Origin of the sequence: Paracoccus aerodenitrificans, assembly GCF_027913215.1 — a bacterium.
GTDB lineage: Bacteria > Pseudomonadota > Alphaproteobacteria > Rhodobacterales > Rhodobacteraceae > Paracoccus > Paracoccus aerodenitrificans.
Genome location: NZ_CP115784.1, coordinates 1,474,993 through 1,498,619, shown reverse-complemented (window position 1 = coordinate 1,498,619; position 23,627 = coordinate 1,474,993). Strand labels below are relative to the sequence as shown.

Below are 23,627 nucleotides of genomic sequence, written 5' to 3'. Positions count from 1 at the left end.
CTTTCTTGCGCAATGCTACATAAGTGCAAGCGACATGGAATAAGGGGACGGCGATGAAAATAGGCGCCTTGAAGGAAAGCCATGACGGCGAGGCGAGGGTGGCGATCACGCCTGCATCGACGGCATATCTGAAAAAACTCGGATACGATGTCTTTGTCGAGTCCGGTGCTGGGGCGAGGGCCGGTTTCTCGGATTCCGATTACCAGTCAGCGGGCGTCAAGGTTCTGGCCTCGGCGAAAGAGCTGACCGATACGGTCGATATCGTCGCCAAGGTCCGCCAGCCCAAGGAAGACGAGATCCGGCAGATGCGCGAGGGGCAGACGCTGATTTCGCATTTCTGGCCCGCGCAGAACCCCGATCTGCTGGAACTAGCCAAGGAACAGGGCATCACCGCCATTGCGATGGATATGGTGCCACGCATCAGCCGTGCGCAGAAGATGGACGCGCTGTCCTCGATGGCGAATATTGCCGGTTATCGCGCGGTGATCGAGGCTGCGAATAATTTCGGGCGCTTCTTCACCGGGCAGGTGACGGCGGCGGGCAAGGTGCCTCCGGCCAAGGTTCTGGTGGTCGGGGCAGGGGTCGCGGGTCTTGCCGCGATCGGTGCCGCGACCAGCCTTGGCGCTCAGGTCTATGCGTTCGATGTACGCCCCGAAGTGGCCGAACAGATCGAGTCGATGGGCGCCGAATTCGTCTATCTGGATTTTGAGGAAACGCAGACCGATGGTGCGGCAACAGGCGGCTATGCAGCGCCGTCCAGCCCCGAATTCCGGGAAAAGCAGCTTGAGAAATTCCGCGAGCTGGCACCCGATATGGATATCGTCATCACCACGGCGCTGATCCCGGGCCGCGACGCTCCGGTGCTGTGGACGAAAGACATGGTCGAGGCGATGAAGACCGGCAGCGTCATCGTCGATCTGGCCGCCGAGAAGGGCGGCAATTGCGAGCTGACCATTCCCGACGAAAAACACGTTACGGAAAATGGCGTGACAATCATCGGCTATACCGATTTTCCGTCGCGCATGGCCACGCAGTCATCGGAGCTTTACGGCAATAATATCCGCCATTTCATGACCGATCTGACCCCGGAAAAAGATGGACAGGTCGTGCAGAACATGGAGGACGATGTGATCCGCGGCGCGACGGTCGTTCATGATCATGACATCACCTATCCGCCGCCCAAGCCCAAAGTGGCCGCCATTGCAGCGCAGAAACCGAAGGAAAAGAAGAAAGAACTGACCCCGGAAGAACGCCGGGCCGCCGAGGTTGCGGCCTTCAAGGCTGAAACCAAAAGTCAGGTTACCCTGCTGGCGGGCGGCGCGGCGGTGGTGCTTCTGGTCGGGCTTGTCGCTCCGGCCAGCTTCATGTCGCATTTCATCGTCTTCGTTCTAGCCTGTTTCGTGGGCTTCCGGGTGATCTGGAATGTCGCCCATTCGCTGCATACGCCGCTGATGGCGATCACGAATGCGATTTCCTCGATCATCATTCTGGGTGCACTGATGCAGATCGGCTCGGGCCACTGGCTGGTGGTGATCCTGGGTGCGCTTGCCGTGCTGATGGCAGGCGTAAATATTTTCGGTGGCTTCCTCGTCACCCGCCGCATGCTGGCGATGTTCCAGAAATCGTAAGGGGAGAGGACGCATGGAATACGGATTTACGACAGCCGCTTATGTCGTCGCGGCAATTCTGTTCATCCTCTCGCTTGGGGGATTGTCCGGGCAGGAAAGCGCCAAACGCGCAATCTGGTACGGCATTGCGGGCATGGCACTTGCCGTGCTGGCAACGCTGTTCGGTCCCGGCGCGGGGAATTGGTGGCTTTCTGTCATCCTGATCGCCATTGGCGGCGGGATCGGCTGGGTCATCGCGAAACGCGTGCAGATGACCGAGATGCCGCAGCTTGTTGCGGCGATGCATTCTCTGGTCGGTCTGGCGGCGGTGTTTGTCGGCTTCAACGCGCAGCTTGAACTGGGCCGCGTGTTGCGGGCCAGGGCGGATGCCTCGGCCGATGGGGCCGCCATCGTGGGCGAGGACGGCGCCATCAGGCCGCTGGCAGAGATGTTCCGCGGTTTTGCCGAAGTGCTGACCACCAAGACCCCGGCCGAGATCAATATGCTTCAGATCGAGGTGTTTCTGGGCGTCTTCATCGGCGCGGTGACCTTTACCGGCTCCATCGTCGCTTTTGGCAAGCTGGCCGGGAAGATCGGCGGAAAGCCCACGAAATTGCCGGGCGGTCATATGCTGAACGCAGGTGCCGCGATCCTGTCGCTGATCCTCGGGCTTCTGTATATCGGCGATGTCGGCCCGTCCTTCTTCTGGCTGATCCTGATCGCGCTTCTTGCCTGCTTTATCGGCTGGCATCTGATCATGGGGATCGGCGGCGCGGATATGCCGGTCGTGGTTTCGATGCTGAACAGCTATTCCGGTTGGGCGGCGGCGGCGATCGGCTTTACGCTGTCGAATGACCTTCTGATCGTAACCGGCGCTCTGGTCGGGTCGTCGGGTGCGATCCTGTCCTATATCATGTGCAAGGCGATGAACCGGAATTTCGTCAACGTGATCCTTGGCGGGTTCGGAGGCGATGCCGGCCCGGCGATGGAAATCGAGGGCGAGCAGGTGGCGATTGACGCGGATGGCGTGGCCTCGGCCCTGAATGAGGCCGACAGCGTCATTATCGTGCCGGGTTACGGCATGGCAGTGGCGCAGGCACAGCAGGCTGTATCGGAACTGACCCGCAAGCTGCGTTCTGCCGGAAAAGAGGTTCGCTTCGCGATCCACCCGGTCGCGGGCCGTCTGCCGGGCCATATGAATGTGCTGCTGGCCGAGGCGAAAGTGCCTTACGACATTGTGCTGGAGATGGAGGAAATCAACGATGATTTCCCGAATACGGATGTGGTCATCGTGATCGGCTCGAACGATATTGTGAACCCGGCGGCGCAGGACGATCCGAACAGCCCGATTGCAGGTATGCCGGTGCTGGAGGTCTGGAAGGCCAAGAATGTCTTCGTGTCCAAGCGCGGGCAGGGGACGGGCTATTCCGGCATCGAAAATCCGCTGTTCTTCAAGGAAAATACGCGGATGTTCTATGGCGATGCGAAGGACTCGATCAACGCACTGCTGCCGCTGATCGAATAATCCCGCCCGATATCGCAACCTGAAAAGCCCCGCCCGGAAAGGCGGGGCTTTTTTTCGCTTGATCTGGAGCATGCTCCAGCACCTAAAAACAGTGTCGGCAAGGAGATTCGGATGAAGATCGGAGAGGTCGCGAAACGCACCGGGCTCAGCATCGACACGCTGCGCTTTTACGAAAAGATCGGGTTGATTGACCAGCCCCTTCGTGACGGGGCAGGGCGGCGCGATTATGGCGCGGATATGCTGGAATGGATCGCCTTTCTGGGCCGTCTGAACGCAACCGGCATGAAACAGGCCGACCGGGTCCGTTATGCGGATCTGAGGCGGAAGGGCGATGCGACACTGGCGATGCGCCGCGACATGATCGAAGCGCATCGGCGGCAGGTTGTGCAGCAGATCGCGATGCTGACCGACTCACTGGATTTTCTCGATGCCAAGATCGAAACCTATCGTGACATGGAACGGGATTATGACCGACACACATCTGCAACAGGGCCAGACCATCGCCGAACGGCTTAACCCCGGATTGCGAGACGCGCTTTCCGCGAAATACGACGCAATGCTGCCCGGCATGGCCGACAGTCTGATCGAATGGGCCTATGGTCATGCCTATGCGCGTGAGGGGCTGGACCTGAAAACCCGCCAGCTTTGCACCGTCGCGGCGCTGACCGCGCTTGGCGGGCAGACCGGGCCACAACTGAAGGTGAATATCGCCCACACGCTCGCCGCCGGAGCATCCCCGCGTGAGATCACCGAGGCGATCTGGCAGATGGCGGTCTATGGCGGGATGCCTGCCGCCATAAACGGGCTGAACGCCGCGGCTGAGGTCTTTGCCGAGAAAGGGATTGCGCCGGATCAGGGATAGATCATCACCGGCGTGCCATCTTTCACCATGGCATAAATGTCCTCGATCTCGTCATCCGTGACCGCGATACAGCCGGCTGTCCAGTCGCGCTTGGTGGCCACGCGCCCCTCGGGGCCCTGACCGTGGATGAAGATATCGCTGCCGACCTGAACCCCGGCGGCAAGCGCACGCGCTTTGTCCTGCTCATTCGGGTAGTTGATCCCGACCGAGAGGTAATAACGGCTGTTAGGATTGCGCCGGTCGACATAATACAGACCTTCCGGCGTTTTTCCGTCACCCTCATACAGCTTGTTGCCGACCGGCGCGAAACCCAGTCCGAAATCATATTGCTTCAGCACCGTGGTCCCGGAAAACAGCCGCATCATGCGTTGCGATTTATACAACTCGACCCGCGTGACCGGAGGGCCGTTATAGGTCTTGAATTTGGACTTTGCAGGCCCGCCCCCGCAGCCGGCAATCGCCAGCAGACTGGCCCCACCCAGCATGAGCTTCAGGAAATTGCGCCGCATATTACTGTTCCCTCGGATATGCCTGTTTTTGGCTCAGTCTGCATAAGCTGACCGGGCGGTGCAATGCGGCCACGCTTCACGTCCGCTTGATCGCGGCGGTCAGCTTCCTGTTTTCGCGGGGGGATTGCCCCGGTAACATCCCCGCATGGATCGGAATCTGGACCACCCTCTGCGCACCACGATGGTGAATGAACTGCATGCGCGGCCCTCGCCCCGGATCGAGGCGCCGTGCCATGCGGTGTATCTGGCCTTCAAGGAAACCGGCGATGCGGCGTCGCGCGACAGGGCGCGGGATGTCGCGCATCTTTCGGCTCTGGCGCAGCGGCACGGAGCGCCCCGGCCCTCGGAAGGGGACAGCCATTATTCGGCCACTCTGGGCCGACATCGCGTGATCTGGGAAAGCCATACCGAGTTCGTCAGCTATACCGCCATCGCCGAGGGAGTGCCGCCGCAGCCCTACGATCCGGCCTGCGGGGCGGTGTTTTCAGCCGATTGGCAGGTGGCGGCGCCGGGCCGCCGGGTCACCGCGGTCATGATCCGGGTCGAGATGATGCCGGAAGATGACGCCCAGATCGATCGCGACCTGGCCGACTGGTTCAGCCGCGAAAGCCTTGCTGCTTTCGAGGTGCTGGACCGCTCGGCCATCGTCGCATCGGATTTCCGCATTGATCCCGATGGCTGGATGCGTTTCGCCGTCTTCGTCCGTCCGGGAACGCGGGCCAGCCGGATCGGCCGGATCATCCAGCGAATCTGCGAGATCGAGACCTATCGCGCCATGTCCATGCTGGGGCTGGAACGCGCACGTCGCCTGTCATCACGGCTGAATGAGCTTGAACCGGATCTGACGGCGATGGTGGACGGAATGGAAAGCGGTGGCTCGGAAGCGACGCTGCACCGCCTGTTAAGCGTGGCGTCGCAGCTTGAATCGCTGGCGACCCAAAGCGCGTTCCGCTTTGGCGCGACTCGAGCCTATGAGGCCATCGTCGATGATCGCGTCAAGGCGCTGCGGGAAGAACGCTATAAGGACAGGCAGTTGCTGGAAGAATTCATGACCCGCCGCTATGATCCGGCGATGCGGACAGTGCGCTCGACCGAAGCGCGTCTGAACCGGATGCTGGAGAGAACGGGCAGGGCAGGCGAATTGCTCCGCACCCGGGTCGAGGTTGATCGCAGCGCCCAGAACCAGCTTGTGCTGGAAAGCATGGATCGCCGCGCCGAGTTACAATTGCGTCTTCAGCACACGGTCGAGGGGCTTTCGGTGGTTGCCATCAGCTATTACGCGGTCGGATTGCTTGGTTATATGGCCGCGCCGCTGGCGGATGCAGCCGGGATCGGTAAGAACGTACTGATGGCGCTTGCCACTCCGATTGTCGTGGGGCTTGTGTGGCTGGGGCTACGCAGGCTGAAAGCCGCGATCCATCATTCGTGACTGGACGTGCCGGGGCAGGGCGGCGATAAATCGTTCCGAAAAAGGAGAAACGCGATGAAGATCTTTCTTGCCCTTGCTGCCATTCTGGCCGTGTCCGCCTGCAACGTTCCCATTGTCCCGATCATCTGATAAATCATGCCCAAGTCATTGAAAATGTACGGACTCGACTATTGTTCGACAGTCCAGAAAGCCCGGAAAGAGCTTGAAGAGGCGGGTTGGCAGATCGAGTTTCACGATGTGAAACAGGAAACCCCCAGCAAGGCTCAATGGTCGGACATGCTGGAATCGTTCGGTGAAAAACTGGTGAACCGGGCCAGTCTGACATGGCGCGGCATGTCCGAGGAAGAACGCGCCGCCAGCCCCGAAGACATGCTGTCCGCCAAGCCGCCGCTGATGAAACGGCCCGCAATCGAGGCCGATGGCCAGCATTATCTGGGCTGGACCAAAAACGTCAAACGCGCCCTCGGCGTTGAGGCCTGATCAGCTTTTCCACTTGATCGAACAGCCCATCGAGGCTGTCTGATCGCGCGGGCCTTTTTTTGTTTGCGCGATCTGAACCATTGCGTCGAATAATTCGCGCTTTGCGTCCTCGGGTCCCGGTTTGCGGCCCGATGCGTCCAGACGCCCGCGATATTGAAGTTTTCCATCGGCGTTATAGCCGAAGAAATCCGGTGTGCATTCCGCGCCGTATCTTTTCGCGACATCCTGTGTTTCGTCATACAGATACGGAAAGGTAAATCCGTGTCTGCGGGCTTCTTCCTTCATATGCTCTGGCGCATCCTGAGGATAATCCGCCACATCATTGGCCGAGATCGCGACAACGCCGATCCCGTGATCCCGCTGCAACTCTGACGCGTCGCGCACGATGCGGTCGATCACAGCCTGCACATAGGGACAGTGATTGCAGATGAACATCACCAGAGTGCCATTCCTGCCGCGCAGATCCTTCAGATCATGCAGAACGCCATCAGGATCAGGCAGCGCGAAATCCGGCATATCGGCACCGAAATCGCAAACCGGAGGTGAGACGGCCATGATGTGATCTCCTTGTTCCGTTGGGACGGAGCATCTCTTTTAAAGCTCCTGCGGGCAAGAAGTCTGGCGGGATAATCGTCGACTACCCGGATTTCATGGTTAAGCTCATGCGTGGCTTGGGATTTGCGGTCCAACATTCTAGTTACATAATACCGATTATATTTATTACGGATCGACCTCAAAATATGCGCACCCTTGCGGTGCCGCAGCCTGTCCCCTACATCTTCGGTAAGACGCAAAGGATGCCCGATGGCCATTGAAGCACATGAAATAGAAGCCCTGATCCGCGCCAGTTTTCCCGATGCGCAGATCACCATCACCGATCTGGCCGGCGACGGAAAGCATTATGCTGCCGAGGTTGTCGATGAATCTTTTCGCGGCAAGAACCGCGTTCAGCAGCAACGCGCCGTCTATGCGGCGCTGAATGGCAAGATGGACGGCCCTGACGGTCAGTTGCACGCGCTTGCGCTGACGACCAAAATTCCCGATTGAGGATAGAGCGATGACGGATGCACGCACGCAAATTCAGCAGGCACTGGACGAAAACGATGTCGTCCTGTTCATGAAAGGCACCAGAGAGATGCCCCAATGCGGGTTCTCCAGCCGCGTCGCCGGGGTTCTCAACTATATGAATGTCGCCTATCGCGATGTGAATGTTCTGGCCGACGATGCCGTGCGTCAGGGCATCAAGGATTATTCCGACTGGCCGACGATTCCGCAGCTTTACGTCAAGGGTGAGTTTATCGGCGGTTGCGACATCATCACCGAGATGACCCTCTCGGGCGAACTGGATCAGCTTTTCGATCAGAAAGAGATCGCTTACAATAAGGAAGCCGCGGATAAGATCCGTGAGGCAAATGCCTGATATTAAGAAAATATATATCTTCCCCGCTTTATGAAGTCAGCCCCGCAACCCTGCGGGGCTTTCTTTTTGACGGCTGGCGAATTCGGCCCTAACCTGAGCGGATAGAAGAAACATGCTGGGAGGAAAAAATGACAATCAGAAATCGCCTTGCCGCAGCCGTGATCGGCGTATCCGCGGTGACCGCTCCGCTTGGGGCGGGGGCTGCCGAATTCGTCAATATCCTGACCGGAGGCACATCCGGCGTCTATTATCCGATGGGCGTTGCCCTGTCGAAGATCTATTCCGAAAGCATCCCGGATGCGCGTGTTCAGGTTCAGTCGACGAAAGCCTCGGTCGAAAACCTCAACCTGCTTCAGCAAGGCAAGGGCGAAATTGGGTTTTCGCTTGGCGACTCGGTGAAACTGGCGGCGGAAGGCAGCGCAGATGCCGGGTTCTCGGCGCCGCTGGACAAGCTGCGGGGGATTTCGGCGATCTATCCGAACTATATCCAGATCGTCGCCAGCGAGGAATCCGGCATCACCACCCTTGCCGATCTGGCTGGGAAATCGGTTTCCGTCGGTGCTCCGAAATCGGGCACGGAACTGAATGCCCGTGCGATCCTGGAAGCCGCCGGGATGAGCTATGACGATCTCGGCAAGGTCGAGTACCTGCCCTTCGCGGAATCGGTCGAGCTGATGAAGAACCGCCAGCTTGACGCCACGCTGCAATCGGCGGGGCTTGGTGTGGCCTCGCTGAAGGATCTGTCGACCTCGATCCCGATCACCGTTGTGGCTGTTCCGGCCGAAGTCTCGGATGCACTTGGCGCTCCTTACGTCGCGGGCGAAATTCCGGCGGGCACATATGAGGGACAGGAGGACAGCGTCCCAACCGTTGCGGTGATCAACTTCCTGATCAGCTCGGACGAGGTCAGCGACGAGGTTGCCTATCAGATGGCCAAGTCGATGTATGAAAACCTCGATGAGCTGAAAGCGGCCCACGCCGCTGCGAATGCGATCGACGTTCAGAACGCGTTGCAGGGAATGCCCGTGCCGGTTCATCCGGGCGCACAGCGTTACTATGATGAGGTCGGTGTCAGCGCCGAGTAATCGTTGCGGGCCGGGGTGTAGATTGCTCCGGCCCTTTTTCAGACCGGAATTCGTTAAATGACCGACGTGCACCCTCCCCGGCCACAGCCCGATGCCGGCCTGCATGACCCGCTGGCCGAATCTTTTCCGCCGGGTTTTCAGGGCCGGATCCTGTTCTGGATCGCGGTGGTGTTTTCGCTTTATCAGATCGCCACGGCGGCGCATCTGCTGAACCTGAACAGCCAGATCCAGCGGGCGGGCCATCTTGGGTTCCTGCTGCTTCTGGGGTTTCCGCTGCTGATGCTGCTGAAAAAACGCAGCACGCCGATGCAGATCCTTGGCTGGATCATGGGTCTCGCAGGTGTCGGAATCGCCATCTATCAGTGGGTCGAATATGTGCCGCTGATGATGCGTGCCGGAGATATCAATAATTTCGACATAATCATCGGGATCGTGACGCTGTTTGCGGTTTTCGGCGCCTCATGGGTGGTCATGGGTCCTGCCCTGCCCATCGTTGCCGGGGTTTTCCTGATCTATGCGCTGTTTGGACAGTATTTTCCCGGCGCATTGCAGACGCGTGGCTATGATCTCGGGCAGGTTGTCGAGCAGATGGCCTTCGGTACGGAAGGTATCTACGGCACACCTCTTTATGTCAGCGCGACCTATATTTTCCTGTTCATCCTGTTTGGCTCGTTTCTGGAAAAAGCCGGGATGATCAAGCTGTTCACCGATGTGTCCCTTGGTCTGGTCGGGCACCGGATGGGAGGCGCGGCCAAGGTCAGCGTGGTCAGTTCGGGGCTGATGGGGACGATTTCAGGCTCCGGTGTGGCGAATGTCGTGACGACCGGGCAATTCACCATCCCGCTGATGAAAAGCTTCGGCTATCGCTCCGCCTTCGCGGGCGGGGTCGAGGCGACGTCGTCGATGGGCGGTCAGATCATGCCGCCGGTCATGGGCGCGGTTGCGTTCATCATGGCCGAGACACTCGGCGTCGCCTATATCGAGGTCGTTCGCGCCGCGATCATCCCCGCCCTGCTCTATTTCGCCTCGGCCTTCTGGATGGTGCATCTCGAAGCTGGTCGCCGCTCGCTTCAGGGCATGGCGAAAGAGGATCTGCCCTCGGCCCGCAAGGCGTTGCAGGAGGGCTGGTATCTGATCCTGCCGCTGGCGGTGCTGGTGTTCCTGCTGTTCTCCGGCTTCACTCCGCTTTTCGCAGGCGCTGTCGGGCTGGCGCTGACGGTGATGCTGATCCTTGGCGCCTCGCTGATGCTGGGTCTGCCATCGCAGATCATCCGGGTGATCTTCTGGGTCGGGCTGGCTCTGCTGGTCGGTCTCATTCTGCGCGAACGGCAAGAGGCGATGCTGTGGTATCTGGTGCTTGCACTGATCGCTGTCAGCGTCGTGACGCGGGGCGGGCGGCAGACGATCCTTCAGGTGATCGACAGCCTGGCCGAGGGGGCGAAAACCGCCCTGCCCGTCGGCGTCGCCTGTGCGCTTGTTGGGGTCATTATCGGTACGATGACGCTGACCGGGGCGGCGAACACATTCGGGATTTTCATCGTCGGGGTCGGCGAGAATTCCCTGATGCTGTCGCTGGTGCTGACCATGCTGACCTGTATCGTTCTGGGCATGGGGATCCCGACCATCCCGAACTATATCATCACCTCGTCCATCGCCGCACCGGCCCTGCTGGAGCTGGGTGTACCGCTGATCGTCAGCCATATGTTCGTGTTCTATTTCGGCATTCTCGCCGATCTGACACCGCCCGTCGCGCTTGCCTGCTTCGCCGCCGCCCCGATCGCGAAGGAATCGGGCTTCAGGATTAGTCTTGAGGCGATCAAGGTCTCGGCTGCCGGGTTTGTCATCCCCTATATGGCCGTCTTCACCCCGGCGCTGATGATGCAGGCCGGAGGCCCTCTGGCGGAAGCGATATCCTTCCCGCTTGCCGTCGCGTATATCGTGTTCAAATGCGCTCTGGCCATCGGGTTATGGGGATCGGCGGTGATCGGATGGCTTGGCTATCGTCTGGCAATCTGGCAACGCGCCCTGGCAATGGTCGCCGCATTTACCCTGATCGCCGCCCTGCCTCTTACCGATGAGATCGGATTTGCACTGGCAGCAGCGTTTCTGGGTCTCTGGTGGTTCCGGAGACAGCGGGCGTGAACTGCCTGCTGATCGGCGCGGCGGCGCTTTCGCTGTCGGGTGACGGGTTTTCGCTCAGTTGGACCCATTCGGTCGAACGTATCGAATGGCGTGAGGAATGGGCACTGACCGAAGACGGGCTGGAACTGGTTCAGGCCGCCGTCAAAGGCTCCGGTGCGGGGATGGAGCCGGGGCCGGATGCGAGGCTGGAACAGGGCTGGTGGGTCTGGCAGCCCGACATCCCGGCACAGCCGCAAATCGTTCTGGCGGCGTCAGGGCTGACCCCATCCGCATGGAGGCTGTGCGACGGCGATGAGTGCCGCGATCTCGGTACAAAGGCGCAAGAGCCGGTCATTCTGAAACCCTGCCCCGAGTCATGAAGAAACCCGCCAGAACAGGCGGGTTTCAGGTCATTTCAGAAAGGCTCACGCGCCGCGATACCAATCTTCATCGTCGTCATAGTAATACTCATCGTCATCACGACGACCACGCAGAGCGCCTGCAATGGCAACGCCAACCGCGAAAGCCCCTGCCAGACCGATGCCCGGTGCGGCACGCGATTGCGTCACGCGATCAAGCGTTTCCTTCGCGCTTTGCAGGTTCTCATCGGTGAGACCTGCACGCCGGGCAACCTCGCCAGCCTTGTCGGACGCATCCGACGTCAGCCCCTGAAGCCGCGATTGGGTTTCATCCGCAAAACTACGCGCCTTGTCCTCAACTTGCCCGAACAGCGATGAGACCCGGGACTGCGCCGTATCAAGCGTCTGCTCCGCCGTGAACCTGGCTTTATCCAGCGCAGTGTCCGCCGCGAGACTGAGACGCGCCTCGACCTCATTCTTCAGATCGTCTCCGGTCGGCATCGGATGCTTTTCGGATTTCGACATGAGATACAGGATCAGCGCGATCAGCAGAAAACCTCCGCCGATGATCAGCGACGCATAGGTCGGACCCAGTTCCAGACGCCATGCAAGCCAACTCCATAACGCCGACAGCAGGAACCCGGCGGCGATCAGCGCGACGACCCCCGCCCCCGCAAGGAGACCGGAGCGCCGCGCCTTGTCGCCAAGCGCAAGCTGCAACTTGTTGACGTAATCAAACATCGGATCAGCGACGCGAGATCAGCAGACCGAACAGAAAGCCGACACCGACGGCGATTCCCAGAGCCTGCGCCGGGTTGCGGCGGACCATTTCCGACACTTCGTCGTAATATTCCTCTGCCTGCTCGCCGGCTTTCTGGACGCGGCGTTCACCCTCGCGATACAGGCGCTGCGCCTCATCGCGGGCAACTTCTGCATATTCGCGGCCCATTTCACGGGCCGAATCCACATATTCGCCGGCACGGTTGCGGGCATCCGCGGCAACGTCACGCGCCCGGCTTGCAAGTTCTTCACCGTCGCGGCGGGCTTTCTGCGCAACATCTTTCGCATCGCTGCTGATGTCACGGGCCGCGTCACGCGCATCGTTTTTCAGATCATTCGCGGTATATTCGTTGCTGGCCATTATGCTCTCCTTTGCAATCAGCAAGTTCTGCAAGCAAACGCAGCCGGAGGTCCCGACGTTCCGCCCGATGAATTGATATATCGCAAGATTCCAAAAATTTTCAGCCTGACGCAGCGGATAAGGCTTGCGCTGACGGCGGGACATATTCGGCAGAAAAGAGTGGTACCGCCTCCCCGGCTTGAACGGGGGACCTCTGGATCCACAATCCAGCGCTCTAACCAACTGAGCTAAGGCGGCACGGTTTGCGTCGTTTAGCGTCAGGCGCGGCAGGATGCAAGGCCAGACTTGCCGCAATTTCACAGGCGGGATAGGACGAAGAAAAAGGATACAGATATGAGCATCAACAGTCAGAGCGATATTGCCGCGAACCTTCAGATCGGCCCGACCGATCAGGGCATGGTGCGGATCTATCTTGAGGGCGACGGTATCGACCTGCCGCTCGATTTCGATCCGGAAGAAGCTGCCGAGATCGCGGAAGAACTTCTTGCCGCGGCAGAGGTCGCCCGCCAGACCGGAAATGCGCGCCCGGGAAAGGGAAAGCCCCGCCGCTGAAACGCTAAATTGCTGCCGCTTCCGGATCGGTCAGCGCTTGAAGCCGCAGCGAGGCGATACGCGCGATGTCACGCGTCAGACGCGTCCGGCGGGCAGTTGCCATTTTGGTCAGCGGCGCGTTCCTTAGGATTTCGGCACCAAAGGCATCCGCGCGGATCAATCCGGTTTCCTCTGGCAGCAGATCCCCAGGGAAATCGCAATCGACCGCCCAGAAGAAACGGTCGCTCCATTCCAGATAGGACTGCCATTTCCGATCACCCAGAAAATCGGCGCGGCAGCTTTTGCATTCGGTGATCCAGATCTCTCCTCCGGGAGCGATCGAGATCACATCGACACGCAAGCCGCGCATCGGCACGAATTCATACAGCACAGCATGATCGAGACTGCGGAGCATGCGCGACACGCCACGGGCAAGCCGGAAACCGGGCTGGCCGGGAAGGTGCGGGTCAGGGTGCTGCTGCGCCATGCGCTCACCATGAACAAATCATAAACATAATTCAACCCCTGCCCCGGACTCCCTGCCCCTTGAAACAGCCCGAACCGGCGCTTATCTGTCGTCTCCGGCGGGTTTCTGCTCTTCGCGTGCGGGCCATTTTTTCCACTGGCCTATAATTTCTCGAGGGGAGCTGGCTCTGTCATGGCCCTGGCCTTGTTACCCGGCGCCCACCTGGTACTCCAGGCTTTCGGGAAAACCTGTGCACCCACGGTCGCTGCGGTTCCTGCCACCTGAAGCCGTCCCCTCGGGGGCGGCTTTTCGTTTTCAACCCGTCAAACATGCAGGCCGCAATGGAAAAGGGCGGTCCGGAGACCGCCCTCCCGAGAGACTTCGATCCGAGGGAAAAGGATCAGAAGCCGTACACCAGCGAGACACCCAGGGTGTTGTCCGTGCGGATCTCGCGGTTTTCCTGATATTCGGTCGACAGCGATACGCGGGTCGCGAGCTGCTCCGACATACGGAAGTTCACACCGAATTCGTTGGTGATTTCGTCGCCAGCGGTATCCGACGAGATATAGTCGGTGTCGTTGGTCACGAAGATCATGTCGTTGAAGCGGTGGTAGAAACGCGAAGACGCGATGTAACCGGTCTCGGTGTCCGAGCGCAGGTTGTCTTCTTCATCAAAGTCAACGCTCTGGGTGTAGCGGATACCAACACCGGCCTGAACACGCCAGGTGGTGTCCGGGTTGTTGATGATGCGGTAACCGGGACCGAAGCCCAGGAACGCATCACGCTTGTTGCGGCCTTCCAGATCGTCGAAATCTTCCTGATCCAGCTCGCCGTCATACCAGCTGTCGAGGTCTTCCTGAACCATGCCGTCCTGGTTGATACGGCCCAGAGCGAATGCATAGAATTTGTCGTTGAAGTAGTACTGCGCGTCATAGATCGCGTAGACTTCTTCCTGATCCTTGTCACCATCGGTGTCTTCACCGAACTCGATGCCCAGACCGACCGACTGTGCGAACGGACCCTGGTTATAGGACATGCGGCCAGCCATGCCGAAATCCTGGCTCTCATCGTTACCGTTCGAGCCGGAATAGGTCAGCGAGATGCCACCGAACAGGCCCTGACGACGGTCCTGCGGACCGAAACGGTCAGCGTCGCCGGCACGGTCGAAATCGTCCTGAACATCCTCTTCGATGTCGTCCAGACGGTCTTCTACGTCGGAAACTCCGGTGACATTGCCGCCGGTGGCGAATTCGGTTTGCGCGAAAGCCGGGACCGAAAAGACGGTCGCGATAGCGGTAGCGCCAGCAAGAAGAGCAACTGCTTTCATGGTTTCTATCCTCATTAAAGTTATGAAGCGACATTCTCTTGTTCGCGTCATTTCCGAGGGATGAACTATTCCTCTGATGATCCGGTTTCCAGCATGGGAGGAACAGAAATCCGGTCGCAAAAATGTTACGAACTGCGATGGAACCGGAACCTGCTTTCTGCTCTCACGATAGGTTTAACTTTTAAAACCTAGCCATTTCGACAGGTTCGGAGGAAACTGGACAAATTTTTCTGATCACGTTCTGTTCACGCCGGTGTTTTCGCCGTTTCATTTTTGTTACGAAACCGCCGGATTCGTGAAGAACCACGTTGCCCGATTGCAACAAAGGCCCGGGTTATTCCCCCGAGCTCTCTGTCATTACCTTAAGGATTATGTGCCGTGCCGGGGTCGATGCGGGCGCGACTCACGCCCGCACGGACCGGAACCCGGATCGGATTTCGCATAACAGGCTGTCTGCGGCCTGAACCGGGACCGCCGGGTTTTTCTGCCATTCGCATGACGGCAATTGCGAACTGAACGCCTGCAAACAGAATGCTGTGAAATAAGACCAGCATGACCACGGCAACCCAACCCGAGCTGACGGACATGACCAGATGCCGAAGGTTGGCGACGTTCAGACCAATCAGCGCGGCAGTGAAAATTACCGCCAGCACGAAGCCGAAAAAGATATTCACCAGATAGAGCCGTACCAGCCGGGGCATGAGATCTCTCCGTTGCTTCCGGCAGTCTAGCAAGGATCGCTAGGGATGGAAGCGTACAGATCGACGCAGCTTCGCCTCAGGAGGTCGCTCCGTCCCCGCCAAAGGATTCGGGTGCTGCGTCCCGCGCCATGTGATCGAGGACGGCGTTCACGAATTTCATCTCACGTCCTTCGGTGAAGAACGCCCCCGTGATCCCGACATATTCGCTGATAACCACACGCGGAGGCGCTTTCGCTGCGACAAACTCCGCCCCGGCAGCGCGGAACAGGGCACGCAGAACCGGGTCGATCCGGTCGATGGGCCAGCGGGCGACAAGCGCACGGTCGGTCATCTGGTCGATCCGACCCTGCCACGTCACCGCATCGTCGAGAATGCGGGCAAATAATGCCTCATCCGCCTCTGGCGATGCCTCGCCGTCAATATCCGCACCGATCCGCCAGTCTTCAAATTCGCGCCTGACGCGGTCCGCAGATTGTTCTGCCGCCTCCATCTGAAACAGCGCCTGCACGGCATATAGCCGGGCAGCGGTACTGCGCTGCCGACGTTCATCCTGTCTTTTCTGGCTCATGCGCCGGTCGGTCCCTCAAGTCGGCCCGCCAGCCTGATCGGATCGCGATCCTCGGGATCTGTTCCCGAGTTCCGGCGGATTGGCGCGTATTTGCGCGACAATGCAACAAGATGCAAGGCCGCAGCTGCCGCGCCGCCCCCCTTGTTCTGCCCCTGAGGATCCGCGCGGACACTGGCCTGCGCCATGTTTTCCACGGTCAGGATACCGTTGCCGATCGCCACGCCCTGCAAACCCAGCAAAGTCAGGCCGCGCGAACTGTCATTACATACCGTATCGTAATGCGTCGTCTCGCCCCGGATCACGCAGCCAAGCGCGACGAATCCGTCGAAACGCTGCGCCCGCGCGGCCAGAGCGATGGCGGAGGGAATCTCCAGCGCTCCGGGCACGTCGACCTGATCGATAACCGCACTAGCCTGTTCGGCCACGCCCCGGGCACCGGCGATCAGACCATCCGCGATTTCGCGATAATAGGGTGCCACAACCAGCAGCAGGCGCGGCGCCGTATCGAATGACGGCAAAGGCAATTCGAAATGAGAGGCTCCGGCCATGTTTTATTCCTCCGGGATCGGGCGGGTTTCGGCGATAGACAGCCCGTAAGCGTCCAGCCCGACCACTTTCAGCGGTGCCGAGTTGGTCAGCAGCACCAGATCTTTCAGGCCGAGCGCGGACAGGATCTGCGCACCCAGACCGTATTGGCGCAGCGTATGAGGGCTTGCCTCACCGTCCAGCGGCAGGTTGTTCGACAGATCGCGGATCAGCACGACGACCCCCCTGCCCTCATCCGCGATCATCCGCATTGCCGCGGGCAGATTTCCCGCCCGGTCGCGTTCGATGCCCAGAATGTCATGCATCGGATCAAGCGCATGCATCCGCACCATGACCGGCCCCGGCGCAGCAAGATCTCCCTTCGACATGACGATATGTTCGGCCCCCTGGGTTTCATCCGCAAAGATCCGCATCATCCAGTCGCCGCCATGAACCGAATGCACCTTGCGCTGCGCACGTTCGGCAATCAGATTATCGTGTCGCCGACGATAGGATATCAGGTCGCTGATCGTCCCGATCTTCAGCCCGTGCCGCTGCGCGAACGCCACCAGATCGGGCAGACGCGCCATGCTGCCATCCTCATTCATGATCTCGCAGATCACACCCGAGGCATTCAGCCCGGCAAGCCTCGCGACATCCACCGCAGCTTCGGTATGGCCCGCCCTGACCAGCACCCCGCCATTGCGGGCACGCAGCGGAAAAACATGGCCGGGCGAGGCGATATCCGCAGCGCCGCGCGTGGGATCAATGGCAACGGCGACGGTCCGGGCGCGATCATGGGCGGAAATGCCGGTTGTCACGCCCTCTCGTGCCTCTATCGACATGGTAAAGGCGGTTTCGTGGCGGCTGGAATTGCGCGGCGACATGAGCGGCAGGCCAAGCGCATCGATCCGCTCGCCCGGCAGGGCAAGGCAGATCAGTCCCCGCCCATGCGTCGCCATGAAATTGATCGCATCGGGAGTCGCCATCTGCGCGGGAATGACCAGATCGCCTTCATTTTCGCGATCTTCATGGTCGACGAGGATGAACATGCGGCCGTTCCGCGCATCCTCGATTATTTCCTCGATACCAGAGATGGCATCCGACCAGTCCCGTTCGACAGGTCCGGGATTTTCATATTTCATATGGACGCCTTCCTGTGCTCGCAGCGATTCGACCCGGCCAAGTTTATGGCCCCTGCCGCAATCAGCATCAATGCCAGTGACGGAATGCGTCGCGTCATCTGCTTTTTGAACGTTGGCACAAGGTCTGTTGTCGAACCGGAAACGGAGGGCAATGCGTTAAAACAGTTCCAGCCCGCCTGTATCTGAGCTTGCGGTTTCAGCGGCACTGGGCGGCGTTTCGACCAAGTTTCTACCGACGAATAATTCCTTTACAAGGCCACTGGCCGGCCACAGAGTTATCCGCCGTGCCTGGGTGCCGCCCGTCGAACTGCCAAGCACCCTGATGGATTCCGATTTCAGAAAATCGATTGCGAATTCAGCATTCTTTATCCCGACATCGCCCAGACCAGACATCATCCGCGCACCGCCATAGACCCGCGCCCGGAGCCTGCCTCTTTCGGCGCCAAGCTTCAGTAGTCCGTTGATCAGAAGCTCCATCGCGTTCACGCCGTAACTGGCCGAACGCTGACCCGAGATCGAGCCGCTGGCCAGAAGGAAGTGATTCATGCCTCCGGTTTGTGTGCGGGGATCGAACATGCATACCGAGATACAAGAGCCGAGCACTGTGGTCATGGAACAGCCAGGTTCGGCGCGGGACACCAGAAACTCCCCTTGAATCACGTGACGGCGCTGACTGCTCATGCCGATCGACGCACAGCACTGACACCGCGTTCGGTTGCCGCCAGCAATTCCGGTGCCATCGCACGCAGCGGAACAAGCTTTTCGGCCCCGCCATTCATCCATGCAATACGCGGCATTCCCCAGACGACCGAGCTTTCTTCGTCCTGCGCAAAACACCGTGCGCCGGCCTTTCGCAGTCTCAAAATCCCGTGAGCGCCGTCATTGCCCATGCCGGTAAGCAATGTCGCGACGATCCGTTCGGCGATGGGGATTGCGGAATTGAACAGCATATCCACGGATGGCCGATGGCCGCAAACCTTGGGGGATTCGACTAGCTTGCACTTTGTACGTGTACCGCTGGAAATTGTCAGATGATGCGAACCGCCGGGGGCGATCATGACAAGGCCCTGCTCGACCAGGGCGTTTTCCTCGGCGACTGCGATTTTGGGCGCATAGCGCGAATCCATACGCTGCGCGAAACTGGACAGAAAGCCCGGTGGCATATGCTGGGTGATCAGGATCGGCGGACAGTTTTCAGGCAGGTTCGAAATGATCGTCTCCAGCGCATCTACCCCGCCTGTCGAGGAGCCAATCAGGATAATCTTGTTATTCCAGACGAAATTACGCAACGCAGACGCGGTCGGTCCTGTCGGTGCACCGGCACCACCACGGACCTTAGCGGTCGATGCCGCGACGACAAGCGCGGGCAAAGCCTTGAAGGCATCGCTCAGCTCCCCGCTGCGCGGCTTGCCGACACAATCCACCGCGCCCCGCGAAAGCGCCTCGACCGCTGCGGCGCTGCCTTTCTGGGTTTCCGAGGATATCATGATGACCGGCATCGGATTCAGCCGCATCAGTTCTGCCAGGAATTCCAGCCCCGATTTCCCCGGCATCTCGACATCGAGCGTCAGCACGTCGGGCGAGAGGGTGTTTACCGCCCTTCGCGCCTCTTCTGCGTTTGAGGCTTCGCCGACGATTTCAATTCTTGGGTCCGAACGTAACCTGAAACCAATCAGGTGCCGCATGGTCGAAGAATCATCGACGATCAGCACACGCACGGGTTTCATGCTGTGCGCCCTTCGAATGCACGACATGATGCAGCGTTCATATACCTCTCCTGTCCAGCTCCGTTTGGAAGCTGTCAGCAAGGAATGAAGATTGTCTTAACGCAAGAGCCTAACCCTGCCATCTGCCCAGTAAACCCAGTGAAAGATGCGAACGTTTTGATTTGAATTCGCTGATCTTTGGCTGGTTTCCATCCCGGATCGCCGTCAATGCTGCCCGCGCAGCCGCCCCCGCATAAAGTGCAGGGGCCAGTTCCCGCGCCGGTTCCGGGCGGAAATTTGCGGCTATATCCAGCGCCCTCAGCCCGGTCTGCGCAAGGGCTGCAAGCCGCGAGGGATCGTCGGGCCAAAGCCCCAGATTCAGCGAGCGAAGTCGCGGATAGGCCGTCAGCCACCGGGCCAGACCCGATCCAAGGACCTGATGCCGGATCAGATCGTCATCTGCCGCGCCCCCGCAGGCGATGCAGGCAAGCCGCATCACGGTGCCGTCGCATGCATCAATATATGCGAAAAGATCGGCATCATCCTGAAATGGCTGACGGTTCGTGTCGCGGCGGCGGGCCTCTGTCAGCCCAGATAGCGGCGAAATTTCCGCCCCCCATGCCTCGGCAAGCGGCGTCGCAATTTCATGAGTGGCGGGAGCCTCTCCGCGTGAGATCGCCGAAAGCTGATCCGCCCAGAATTGCAGCCGCATTTCTGAAATCAAGGGCTCAGCCGAGGCAACTGCCGCCCGGGCGATATCCAGATTCGCCGCATAAAGCGTCGCCAACCGCGCCCGGTCCCGAGGACGCGCGGCGGCGACACTGGCGAAGCGGTCGGGATCGTGTTCGCGCAGCAACGCCGCGCAGCTATCGGGGGTCATGCGGCGACGCCATCGCGGATCAGCTTCCAGATGATGGCGTCGTGCAGCGCCTCGAAACTGGCATCGACGATATTCGGAGACACGCCGACCGTGGACCATCTGCGGCCCTGCCCGTCCTCGCTGTCGATGGTGACGCGGGTGACGGCATCGGTGCCGCCATGCGTGATCCTGACCCTGAAATCGACCAGATGCATATCGTCTATGGTCGCCTGATACTGGCCCAAATCCTTGGCCAGAGCCCGCCACAGCGCGTTGACCGGCCCGCGATCATCCGCATCGTCCTCACCATGCGATTCACTGACCGACATGACCCGCTGCCCGCCCAGATTAACCACGACCACAGCCTCCGAGACAGAGATCTGCTGCCCCACGGCATTGCGGCGCCGTTCGACGATGACGCGGTAACGCTCGACCTGAAAGAAGCTTGGCAACTGGTTCAGATATCGCCGCGCGAGAAGTTCAAAACTGGCCTGCGCCACGTCATAGGCGTAACCCCGATCCTCACGCGCCTTGATCTCGGACAGGATCGCGGCGAGGTCGGTCGTGTCGGGCGTCTCGATCCCGGCATCCTTCAGCCGGGCGCGAAGATTGGACTGGCCGGCCTGATTTGACATCGGGATGATCCGGGCATTCCCGACAGAGTCCGGCAGTACATGCTCATAGGTCGAGGGGTTTTTCACAATCGCACTGGCATGCAGCCCCGCCTTATGGGCGAAGGCGGACGGCCCGACATATGGCGCTCCTGCCGCGGGCATCCGGTTCAGGATCTCGTCCAGCCGCCGCGAGGTCTTCAGCAGGGATTTCAGCGCATCGCCGCTGATCTGGGGAAGCAGATGCGAGAATTCGGGCTTGAGCGCAAATGTCGCGATCAGTGTGGTCAGATTGGCGTTTCCGCAGCGCTCTCCCAGCCCGTTCAGCGTGCCCTGAACCTGTCGCGCCCCGGCCCGGACGGCGGCGATACTGCCTGCAACAGCGGTGCCGGTATCGTCATGCGTATGGATTCCCAGCCCTTCGCCGGGGATGCCCGCAGCGATGACCTCGGATGTGATCGCGCCGATCTCATGGGGCAGCGTCCCGCCATTCGTATCGCAGAGCACGATCCACCGCGCCCCGGCATCCCGCGCCGCCAGCAGGCAGGACAGCGCGTAATCCCGGTTGGCCTTCCAGCCATCGAAGAAATGCTCGGCATCGAAAATCGCCTCGCGTCCCTCGGCGACGATATGGGCCAGCGAGGCGCGGATATTTTCGAGATTTTCGTCAAGCGTGATGCCAAGCGCCTCGGAGACGTGGAAATCATGCGTCTTGCCGACCAGACAGATGCTTTGCGTCCCGGCATTCAGCACCGCCGCCAGCACCTCATCATTCGCGGCAGAGCGCCCTGCCCGCTTGGTCATCCCGAACGCCGTCAGCGTGGCGCGGGTCGTGGGCGGGTTGTCGAAGAAATCGCTGTCGGTCGGGTTCGCGCCGGGCCAGCCGCCCTCGATATAATCCACCCCGAGCGCGTCGAGCATCCGCGCAATCTCGGTCTTCTCGCTGGCAGAGAACTGAACGCCCTGAGTCTGCTGGCCGTCGCGGAGGGTGGTGTCGTAGAGATAGAGGCGGTCAGTCATTTGCTTCGGCACGCCCTATTTCTGTCAGTACCTTCCGAGCCACAGCGTCATAGATGCGATATTCGAGGTGATCAGTCCCACCAAGGCGAAACTTGGGCTCGGTAATTAAGCCCTCCCGCTTTGCCCATTCAACCAATCGAAAGGCGTCCGATTTAATTTGCATTCCATCTGGCGTATCAACGATCTGGACTCCAGCTTCCGCCAAGCCATCCCGGATAGCGTCGGCGGTGGTGAAGTCTTTCGAGTTTCTTGCGTCCGCTCGCAAATCGATGACTTTATTTAAGGCTTCACTTGTTATGTGTTTATCTTCTGCGCACCAACTCCCATTTTCATTATCGAGCAAACCCAAAAGAGTAGCAGAAGCTTTCAAACCAGAAATATCCCCTGCCTGCGCCAATTCATGCAGGGCAGAAATTACCCCCGGAGTATTCAGATCATCGGCTAGTGCAGCGACGACCGTCGGCGGGGGGCTCCCGGTGGGTTCGATGCCCTCGGTCAGGCGACGCCACTTCCGCAGTGTCGCCTCGGCCTCCCGTACCTTCTCCGCCGTCCAATCCATCGGCTTCCGATAATGCGTCATCAGCAGTACAAACCGGATCACTTCGCCCGGTATTCCCTGATCCAGAAGATCCCGCACGGTGAAGAAATTGCCCAGTGATTTGGACATTTTCTTCCCCTCGACCTGCAACATCTCATTATGCAGCCAGACATTCGCCATCACATCCGAGCCATGCGCACAACGGCTCTGCGCGATCTCGTTCTCATGATGGGGGAATTGCAGGTCGATCCCGCCTGCATGAATGTCGAACACCTCGCCCAACAGTTCTGCCGACATGGCCGAGCATTCGATATGCCAGCCGGGGCGGCCATAGCTCCACGGAGACTCCCATCCCGGCTGATCGCCTTCCGAGGGCTTCCACAGCACAAAATCCATCGGATCGCGCTTGAGCGGGGCGACCTCGACGCGGGCACCCGCGATCATGTCGTCCAGAGACCGCCCTGACAGCTTGCCATATTCGGCAAATTTGCGGACCTCGAACAGGACATGGCCCTCTGCCGCATAGGCGAAACCCTTAGCGATCAGATCCTTGATCATCGCGATCATCTGGGCGATATAATCGGTCGCGCGCGGCTCAGCTCTGGCTTCGGCTTTGCCTTTGATCGTCGGCCGCAGCGCACCGAGCGCGTCCATGTCCTCGTGATACCAGCCAATTGTTTCCTCGGTAATGTCACGGATCGCTCGCCCGGTCTCCGCCGCCCGCGCGTTGATCTTGTCATCCACATCGGTGAAATTCCGCACATAGGTCACGGCATCCTCGCCATAGACATGGCGCAGCAGCCGGAACAGCACGTCGAACACCACGACAGGCCGCGCATTCCCCAGATGCGCCCGGTCATAAACGGTGGGCCCGCAGGCATAGACCCGGATATTGCCGGGATCTATCGGTTTGAATGGTTCTTTCTTGCGGGTGCGCGTGTTGGTCAGCCGGATCTCGACCATGAAGTCCCCCTTGCGGGGACCTGCTCACAGCATCTTGCCCCGCATGAAATGCGTCAGCGGATAATGCAGCAGATAGTGCAGCGTGCGAACATGGGCCCCGCTTACCGCATCCATGCGCAACTGCCAAGA

At 59.8% G+C, this 23,627-nt stretch carries 27 protein-coding genes, 1 tRNA gene and 1 other RNA gene; 13 read left to right on the top strand and 16 right to left on the bottom strand.

The window, feature by feature from the left end; translation table 11 throughout:
- Positions 1-53: 53 nt before the first annotated feature.
- The 4 genes from PAE61_RS08820 to PAE61_RS08805 all read left to right on the top strand — a co-directional run bounded on the left by PAE61_RS08820 (position 54) and on the right by PAE61_RS08805 (position 3,994).
- Positions 54-1,628, top strand: coding sequence for a Re/Si-specific NAD(P)(+) transhydrogenase subunit alpha (locus PAE61_RS08820; protein ID WP_271114942.1), 1,575 nt, complete (start codon positions 54-56; stop codon positions 1,626-1,628).
- 13 nt (positions 1,629-1,641) lie between these two features.
- A complete protein-coding gene (locus PAE61_RS08815; RefSeq protein ID WP_271114941.1) occupies positions 1,642-3,132 on the top strand; it encodes an NAD(P)(+) transhydrogenase (Re/Si-specific) subunit beta in 1,491 nt (496 codons plus the stop codon).
- Positions 3,133-3,243: 111 nt separating this feature from the next.
- Positions 3,244-3,648 (top strand): MerR family transcriptional regulator, encoded by a 405-nt coding sequence (locus PAE61_RS08810; RefSeq protein WP_271114940.1) that lies wholly within the window; start codon positions 3,244-3,246, stop codon positions 3,646-3,648.
- Positions 3,599-3,994, top strand: coding sequence for a carboxymuconolactone decarboxylase family protein (locus PAE61_RS08805; protein WP_271114939.1), 396 nt, complete (start codon positions 3,599-3,601; stop codon positions 3,992-3,994). Before PAE61_RS08810 ends, PAE61_RS08805 begins: the two co-directional genes overlap by 50 nt.
- Here the strand turns inward: PAE61_RS08805 and PAE61_RS08800 are convergent.
- Positions 3,985-4,503, bottom strand: coding sequence for a L,D-transpeptidase family protein (locus PAE61_RS08800; RefSeq protein WP_271114938.1), 519 nt, complete (start codon positions 4,501-4,503; stop codon positions 3,985-3,987). The genes PAE61_RS08805 and PAE61_RS08800 overlap by 10 nt on opposite strands.
- Before the next feature lie 145 nt (positions 4,504-4,648).
- Between PAE61_RS08800 and PAE61_RS08795 the strand changes: the two genes are divergently transcribed.
- Both PAE61_RS08795 and PAE61_RS08790 read left to right on the top strand, forming a co-directional pair.
- On the top strand, positions 4,649-5,932 hold the full coding sequence (locus PAE61_RS08795; protein WP_271114937.1) for a DUF3422 family protein: 1,284 nt from the start codon (positions 4,649-4,651) through the stop codon (positions 5,930-5,932).
- Positions 5,933-6,067: 135 nt separating this feature from the next.
- Complete coding sequence (locus tag PAE61_RS08790; protein WP_271114936.1) at positions 6,068-6,412, top strand: arsenate reductase family protein; 345 nt, start codon at positions 6,068-6,070, stop codon at positions 6,410-6,412.
- Here PAE61_RS08790 and PAE61_RS08785 read toward each other — a convergent pair whose 3' ends face one another.
- The gene (locus PAE61_RS08785; protein WP_271114935.1) at positions 6,413-6,967 is read right to left on the bottom strand and encodes a thioredoxin family protein; all 555 of its coding nucleotides are present in this window, start codon (positions 6,965-6,967) and stop codon (positions 6,413-6,415) included.
- 249 nt (positions 6,968-7,216) lie between these two features.
- On the opposite strand from PAE61_RS08785, the gene PAE61_RS08780 reads away from it, so the two are divergent.
- From PAE61_RS08780 to PAE61_RS08760, 5 genes are all read left to right on the top strand, one after another.
- Positions 7,217-7,459, top strand: a complete 243-nt coding sequence (locus PAE61_RS08780; RefSeq protein WP_271114934.1) for a BolA/IbaG family iron-sulfur metabolism protein — start codon at positions 7,217-7,219, stop codon at positions 7,457-7,459.
- 10 nt (positions 7,460-7,469) lie between these two features.
- Positions 7,470-7,832: a Grx4 family monothiol glutaredoxin gene (gene grxD, locus PAE61_RS08775; RefSeq protein ID WP_271114933.1), complete on the top strand. Its 363-nt coding sequence runs from the start codon at positions 7,470-7,472 to the stop codon at positions 7,830-7,832.
- 128 nt (positions 7,833-7,960) lie between these two features.
- On the top strand, positions 7,961-8,917 hold the full coding sequence (locus PAE61_RS08770) for a TAXI family TRAP transporter solute-binding subunit (protein WP_271114932.1): 957 nt from the start codon (positions 7,961-7,963) through the stop codon (positions 8,915-8,917).
- A gap of 57 nt (positions 8,918-8,974) precedes the next feature.
- Entirely contained in the window at positions 8,975-11,059 is a 2,085-nt protein-coding gene (locus PAE61_RS08765) for a TRAP transporter permease (RefSeq protein WP_271114931.1), read from the top strand.
- Positions 11,056-11,418: a DUF1850 domain-containing protein gene (locus PAE61_RS08760; RefSeq protein ID WP_271114930.1), complete on the top strand. Its 363-nt coding sequence runs from the start codon at positions 11,056-11,058 to the stop codon at positions 11,416-11,418. The genes PAE61_RS08765 and PAE61_RS08760 overlap by 4 nt, the downstream gene beginning before the upstream one ends.
- A gap of 45 nt (positions 11,419-11,463) precedes the next feature.
- Here PAE61_RS08760 and PAE61_RS08755 read toward each other — a convergent pair whose 3' ends face one another.
- The 3 genes from PAE61_RS08755 to PAE61_RS08745 form a co-directional block, all read right to left on the bottom strand.
- Complete coding sequence (locus PAE61_RS08755; RefSeq protein WP_271114929.1) at positions 11,464-12,138, bottom strand: phage holin family protein; 675 nt, start codon at positions 12,136-12,138, stop codon at positions 11,464-11,466.
- 4 nt (positions 12,139-12,142) lie between these two features.
- Positions 12,143-12,538 (bottom strand): ElaB/YgaM/YqjD family protein, encoded by a 396-nt coding sequence (locus PAE61_RS08750; protein WP_271114928.1) that lies wholly within the window; start codon positions 12,536-12,538, stop codon positions 12,143-12,145.
- A gap of 160 nt (positions 12,539-12,698) precedes the next feature.
- Positions 12,699-12,775 (bottom strand) — tRNA-His (locus PAE61_RS08745).
- Between the two features lie 96 nt (positions 12,776-12,871).
- Here PAE61_RS08745 and PAE61_RS08740 point away from each other — a divergent pair.
- Positions 12,872-13,090, top strand: coding sequence for a DUF6324 family protein (locus tag PAE61_RS08740; RefSeq protein ID WP_271114927.1), 219 nt, complete (start codon positions 12,872-12,874; stop codon positions 13,088-13,090).
- A 4-nt stretch (positions 13,091-13,094) separates the two neighbouring features.
- Here the strand turns inward: PAE61_RS08740 and PAE61_RS08735 are convergent, their stop codons facing one another.
- The gene (locus PAE61_RS08735; protein ID WP_271114926.1) at positions 13,095-13,556 is read right to left on the bottom strand and encodes an MmcB family DNA repair protein; all 462 of its coding nucleotides are present in this window, start codon (positions 13,554-13,556) and stop codon (positions 13,095-13,097) included.
- Between the two features lie 99 nt (positions 13,557-13,655).
- Between PAE61_RS08735 and ssrS the strand changes: the two genes are divergently transcribed.
- Positions 13,656-13,813: non-coding RNA, 6S RNA (gene ssrS / locus PAE61_RS17630), on the top strand.
- Between the two features lie 122 nt (positions 13,814-13,935).
- Here the strand turns inward: ssrS and PAE61_RS08730 are convergent.
- From PAE61_RS08730 to cysS, 10 genes are all read right to left on the bottom strand, one after another.
- On the bottom strand, positions 13,936-14,862 hold the full coding sequence (locus PAE61_RS08730; protein WP_271114925.1) for a DUF481 domain-containing protein: 927 nt from the start codon (positions 14,860-14,862) through the stop codon (positions 13,936-13,938).
- Between the two features lie 362 nt (positions 14,863-15,224).
- Positions 15,225-15,563 carry a hypothetical protein gene (locus PAE61_RS08725; RefSeq protein WP_271114924.1) on the bottom strand — a complete coding sequence of 113 codons (339 nt, stop codon included), beginning with the start codon at positions 15,561-15,563 and terminating at the stop codon, positions 15,225-15,227.
- Positions 15,564-15,639: 76 nt separating this feature from the next.
- A complete protein-coding gene (gene nusB, locus PAE61_RS08720) occupies positions 15,640-16,131 on the bottom strand; it encodes a transcription antitermination factor NusB (protein ID WP_271114923.1) in 492 nt (163 codons plus the stop codon).
- Positions 16,128-16,679: a 6,7-dimethyl-8-ribityllumazine synthase gene (locus tag PAE61_RS08715; RefSeq protein ID WP_271114922.1), complete on the bottom strand. Its 552-nt coding sequence runs from the start codon at positions 16,677-16,679 to the stop codon at positions 16,128-16,130. The genes nusB and PAE61_RS08715 overlap by 4 nt, the downstream gene beginning before the upstream one ends.
- Positions 16,680-16,682: 3 nt before the next feature.
- Positions 16,683-17,801, bottom strand: a complete 1,119-nt coding sequence (ribB, locus tag PAE61_RS08710) for a 3,4-dihydroxy-2-butanone-4-phosphate synthase (protein WP_271114921.1) — start codon at positions 17,799-17,801, stop codon at positions 16,683-16,685.
- Positions 17,802-17,957: 156 nt separating this feature from the next.
- Positions 17,958-18,347 (bottom strand): chemotaxis protein CheD, encoded by a 390-nt coding sequence (locus tag PAE61_RS08705; protein WP_271114920.1) that lies wholly within the window; start codon positions 18,345-18,347, stop codon positions 17,958-17,960.
- A 131-nt stretch (positions 18,348-18,478) separates the two neighbouring features.
- Entirely contained in the window at positions 18,479-19,528 is a 1,050-nt protein-coding gene (locus PAE61_RS08700; RefSeq protein WP_271114919.1) for a protein-glutamate methylesterase/protein-glutamine glutaminase, read from the bottom strand.
- Positions 19,529-19,637: 109 nt separating this feature from the next.
- Positions 19,638-20,387: a squalene/phytoene synthase family protein gene (locus tag PAE61_RS08695; RefSeq protein WP_271114918.1), complete on the bottom strand. Its 750-nt coding sequence runs from the start codon at positions 20,385-20,387 to the stop codon at positions 19,638-19,640.
- Complete coding sequence (cimA, locus tag PAE61_RS08690; protein ID WP_271114917.1) at positions 20,384-21,997, bottom strand: citramalate synthase; 1,614 nt, start codon at positions 21,995-21,997, stop codon at positions 20,384-20,386. The genes PAE61_RS08695 and cimA overlap by 4 nt, the downstream gene beginning before the upstream one ends.
- On the bottom strand, positions 21,990-23,498 hold the full coding sequence (cysS, locus tag PAE61_RS08685) for a cysteine--tRNA ligase (RefSeq protein WP_271114916.1): 1,509 nt from the start codon (positions 23,496-23,498) through the stop codon (positions 21,990-21,992). The genes cimA and cysS overlap by 8 nt, the downstream gene beginning before the upstream one ends.
- Positions 23,499-23,627 lie beyond the last annotated feature (129 nt).

Bases quoted from the DNA above. Each gene is read 5' to 3' on its own strand.
- PAE61_RS08820 (WP_271114942.1), top strand. From the start codon at position 54: ATGAAAATAGGCGCCTTGAAGGAAAGCCATGACGGCGAGGCGAGGGTG.
- PAE61_RS08815 (WP_271114941.1), top strand. From the start codon at position 1,642: ATGGAATACGGATTTACGACAGCCGCTTATGTCGTCGCGGCAATTCTG.
- PAE61_RS08810 (WP_271114940.1), top strand. From the start codon at position 3,244: ATGAAGATCGGAGAGGTCGCGAAACGCACCGGGCTCAGCATCGACACG.
- PAE61_RS08805 (WP_271114939.1), top strand. From the start codon at position 3,599: ATGACCGACACACATCTGCAACAGGGCCAGACCATCGCCGAACGGCTT.
- PAE61_RS08800 (WP_271114938.1), bottom strand. From the start codon at position 4,503: ATGCGGCGCAATTTCCTGAAGCTCATGCTGGGTGGGGCCAGTCTGCTG.
- PAE61_RS08795 (WP_271114937.1), top strand. From the start codon at position 4,649: ATGGATCGGAATCTGGACCACCCTCTGCGCACCACGATGGTGAATGAA.
- PAE61_RS08790 (WP_271114936.1), top strand. From the start codon at position 6,068: ATGCCCAAGTCATTGAAAATGTACGGACTCGACTATTGTTCGACAGTC.
- PAE61_RS08785 (WP_271114935.1), bottom strand. From the start codon at position 6,967: ATGGCCGTCTCACCTCCGGTTTGCGATTTCGGTGCCGATATGCCGGAT.
- PAE61_RS08780 (WP_271114934.1), top strand. From the start codon at position 7,217: ATGGCCATTGAAGCACATGAAATAGAAGCCCTGATCCGCGCCAGTTTT.
- grxD (WP_271114933.1), top strand. From the start codon at position 7,470: ATGACGGATGCACGCACGCAAATTCAGCAGGCACTGGACGAAAACGAT.
- PAE61_RS08770 (WP_271114932.1), top strand. From the start codon at position 7,961: ATGACAATCAGAAATCGCCTTGCCGCAGCCGTGATCGGCGTATCCGCG.
- PAE61_RS08765 (WP_271114931.1), top strand. From the start codon at position 8,975: ATGACCGACGTGCACCCTCCCCGGCCACAGCCCGATGCCGGCCTGCAT.
- PAE61_RS08755 (WP_271114929.1), bottom strand. From the start codon at position 12,138: ATGTTTGATTACGTCAACAAGTTGCAGCTTGCGCTTGGCGACAAGGCG.
- PAE61_RS08750 (WP_271114928.1), bottom strand. From the start codon at position 12,538: ATGGCCAGCAACGAATATACCGCGAATGATCTGAAAAACGATGCGCGT.
- PAE61_RS08740 (WP_271114927.1), top strand. From the start codon at position 12,872: ATGAGCATCAACAGTCAGAGCGATATTGCCGCGAACCTTCAGATCGGC.
- PAE61_RS08735 (WP_271114926.1), bottom strand. From the start codon at position 13,556: ATGGCGCAGCAGCACCCTGACCCGCACCTTCCCGGCCAGCCCGGTTTC.
- PAE61_RS08730 (WP_271114925.1), bottom strand. From the start codon at position 14,862: ATGAAAGCAGTTGCTCTTCTTGCTGGCGCTACCGCTATCGCGACCGTC.
- PAE61_RS08725 (WP_271114924.1), bottom strand. From the start codon at position 15,563: ATGCCCCGGCTGGTACGGCTCTATCTGGTGAATATCTTTTTCGGCTTC.
- nusB (WP_271114923.1), bottom strand. From the start codon at position 16,131: ATGAGCCAGAAAAGACAGGATGAACGTCGGCAGCGCAGTACCGCTGCC.
- PAE61_RS08715 (WP_271114922.1), bottom strand. From the start codon at position 16,679: ATGGCCGGAGCCTCTCATTTCGAATTGCCTTTGCCGTCATTCGATACG.
- ribB (WP_271114921.1), bottom strand. From the start codon at position 17,801: ATGAAATATGAAAATCCCGGACCTGTCGAACGGGACTGGTCGGATGCC.
- PAE61_RS08705 (WP_271114920.1), bottom strand. From the start codon at position 18,347: ATGAATCACTTCCTTCTGGCCAGCGGCTCGATCTCGGGTCAGCGTTCG.
- PAE61_RS08700 (WP_271114919.1), bottom strand. From the start codon at position 19,528: ATGAAACCCGTGCGTGTGCTGATCGTCGATGATTCTTCGACCATGCGG.
- PAE61_RS08695 (WP_271114918.1), bottom strand. From the start codon at position 20,387: ATGACCCCCGATAGCTGCGCGGCGTTGCTGCGCGAACACGATCCCGAC.
- cimA (WP_271114917.1), bottom strand. From the start codon at position 21,997: ATGACTGACCGCCTCTATCTCTACGACACCACCCTCCGCGACGGCCAG.
- cysS (WP_271114916.1), bottom strand. From the start codon at position 23,498: ATGGTCGAGATCCGGCTGACCAACACGCGCACCCGCAAGAAAGAACCA.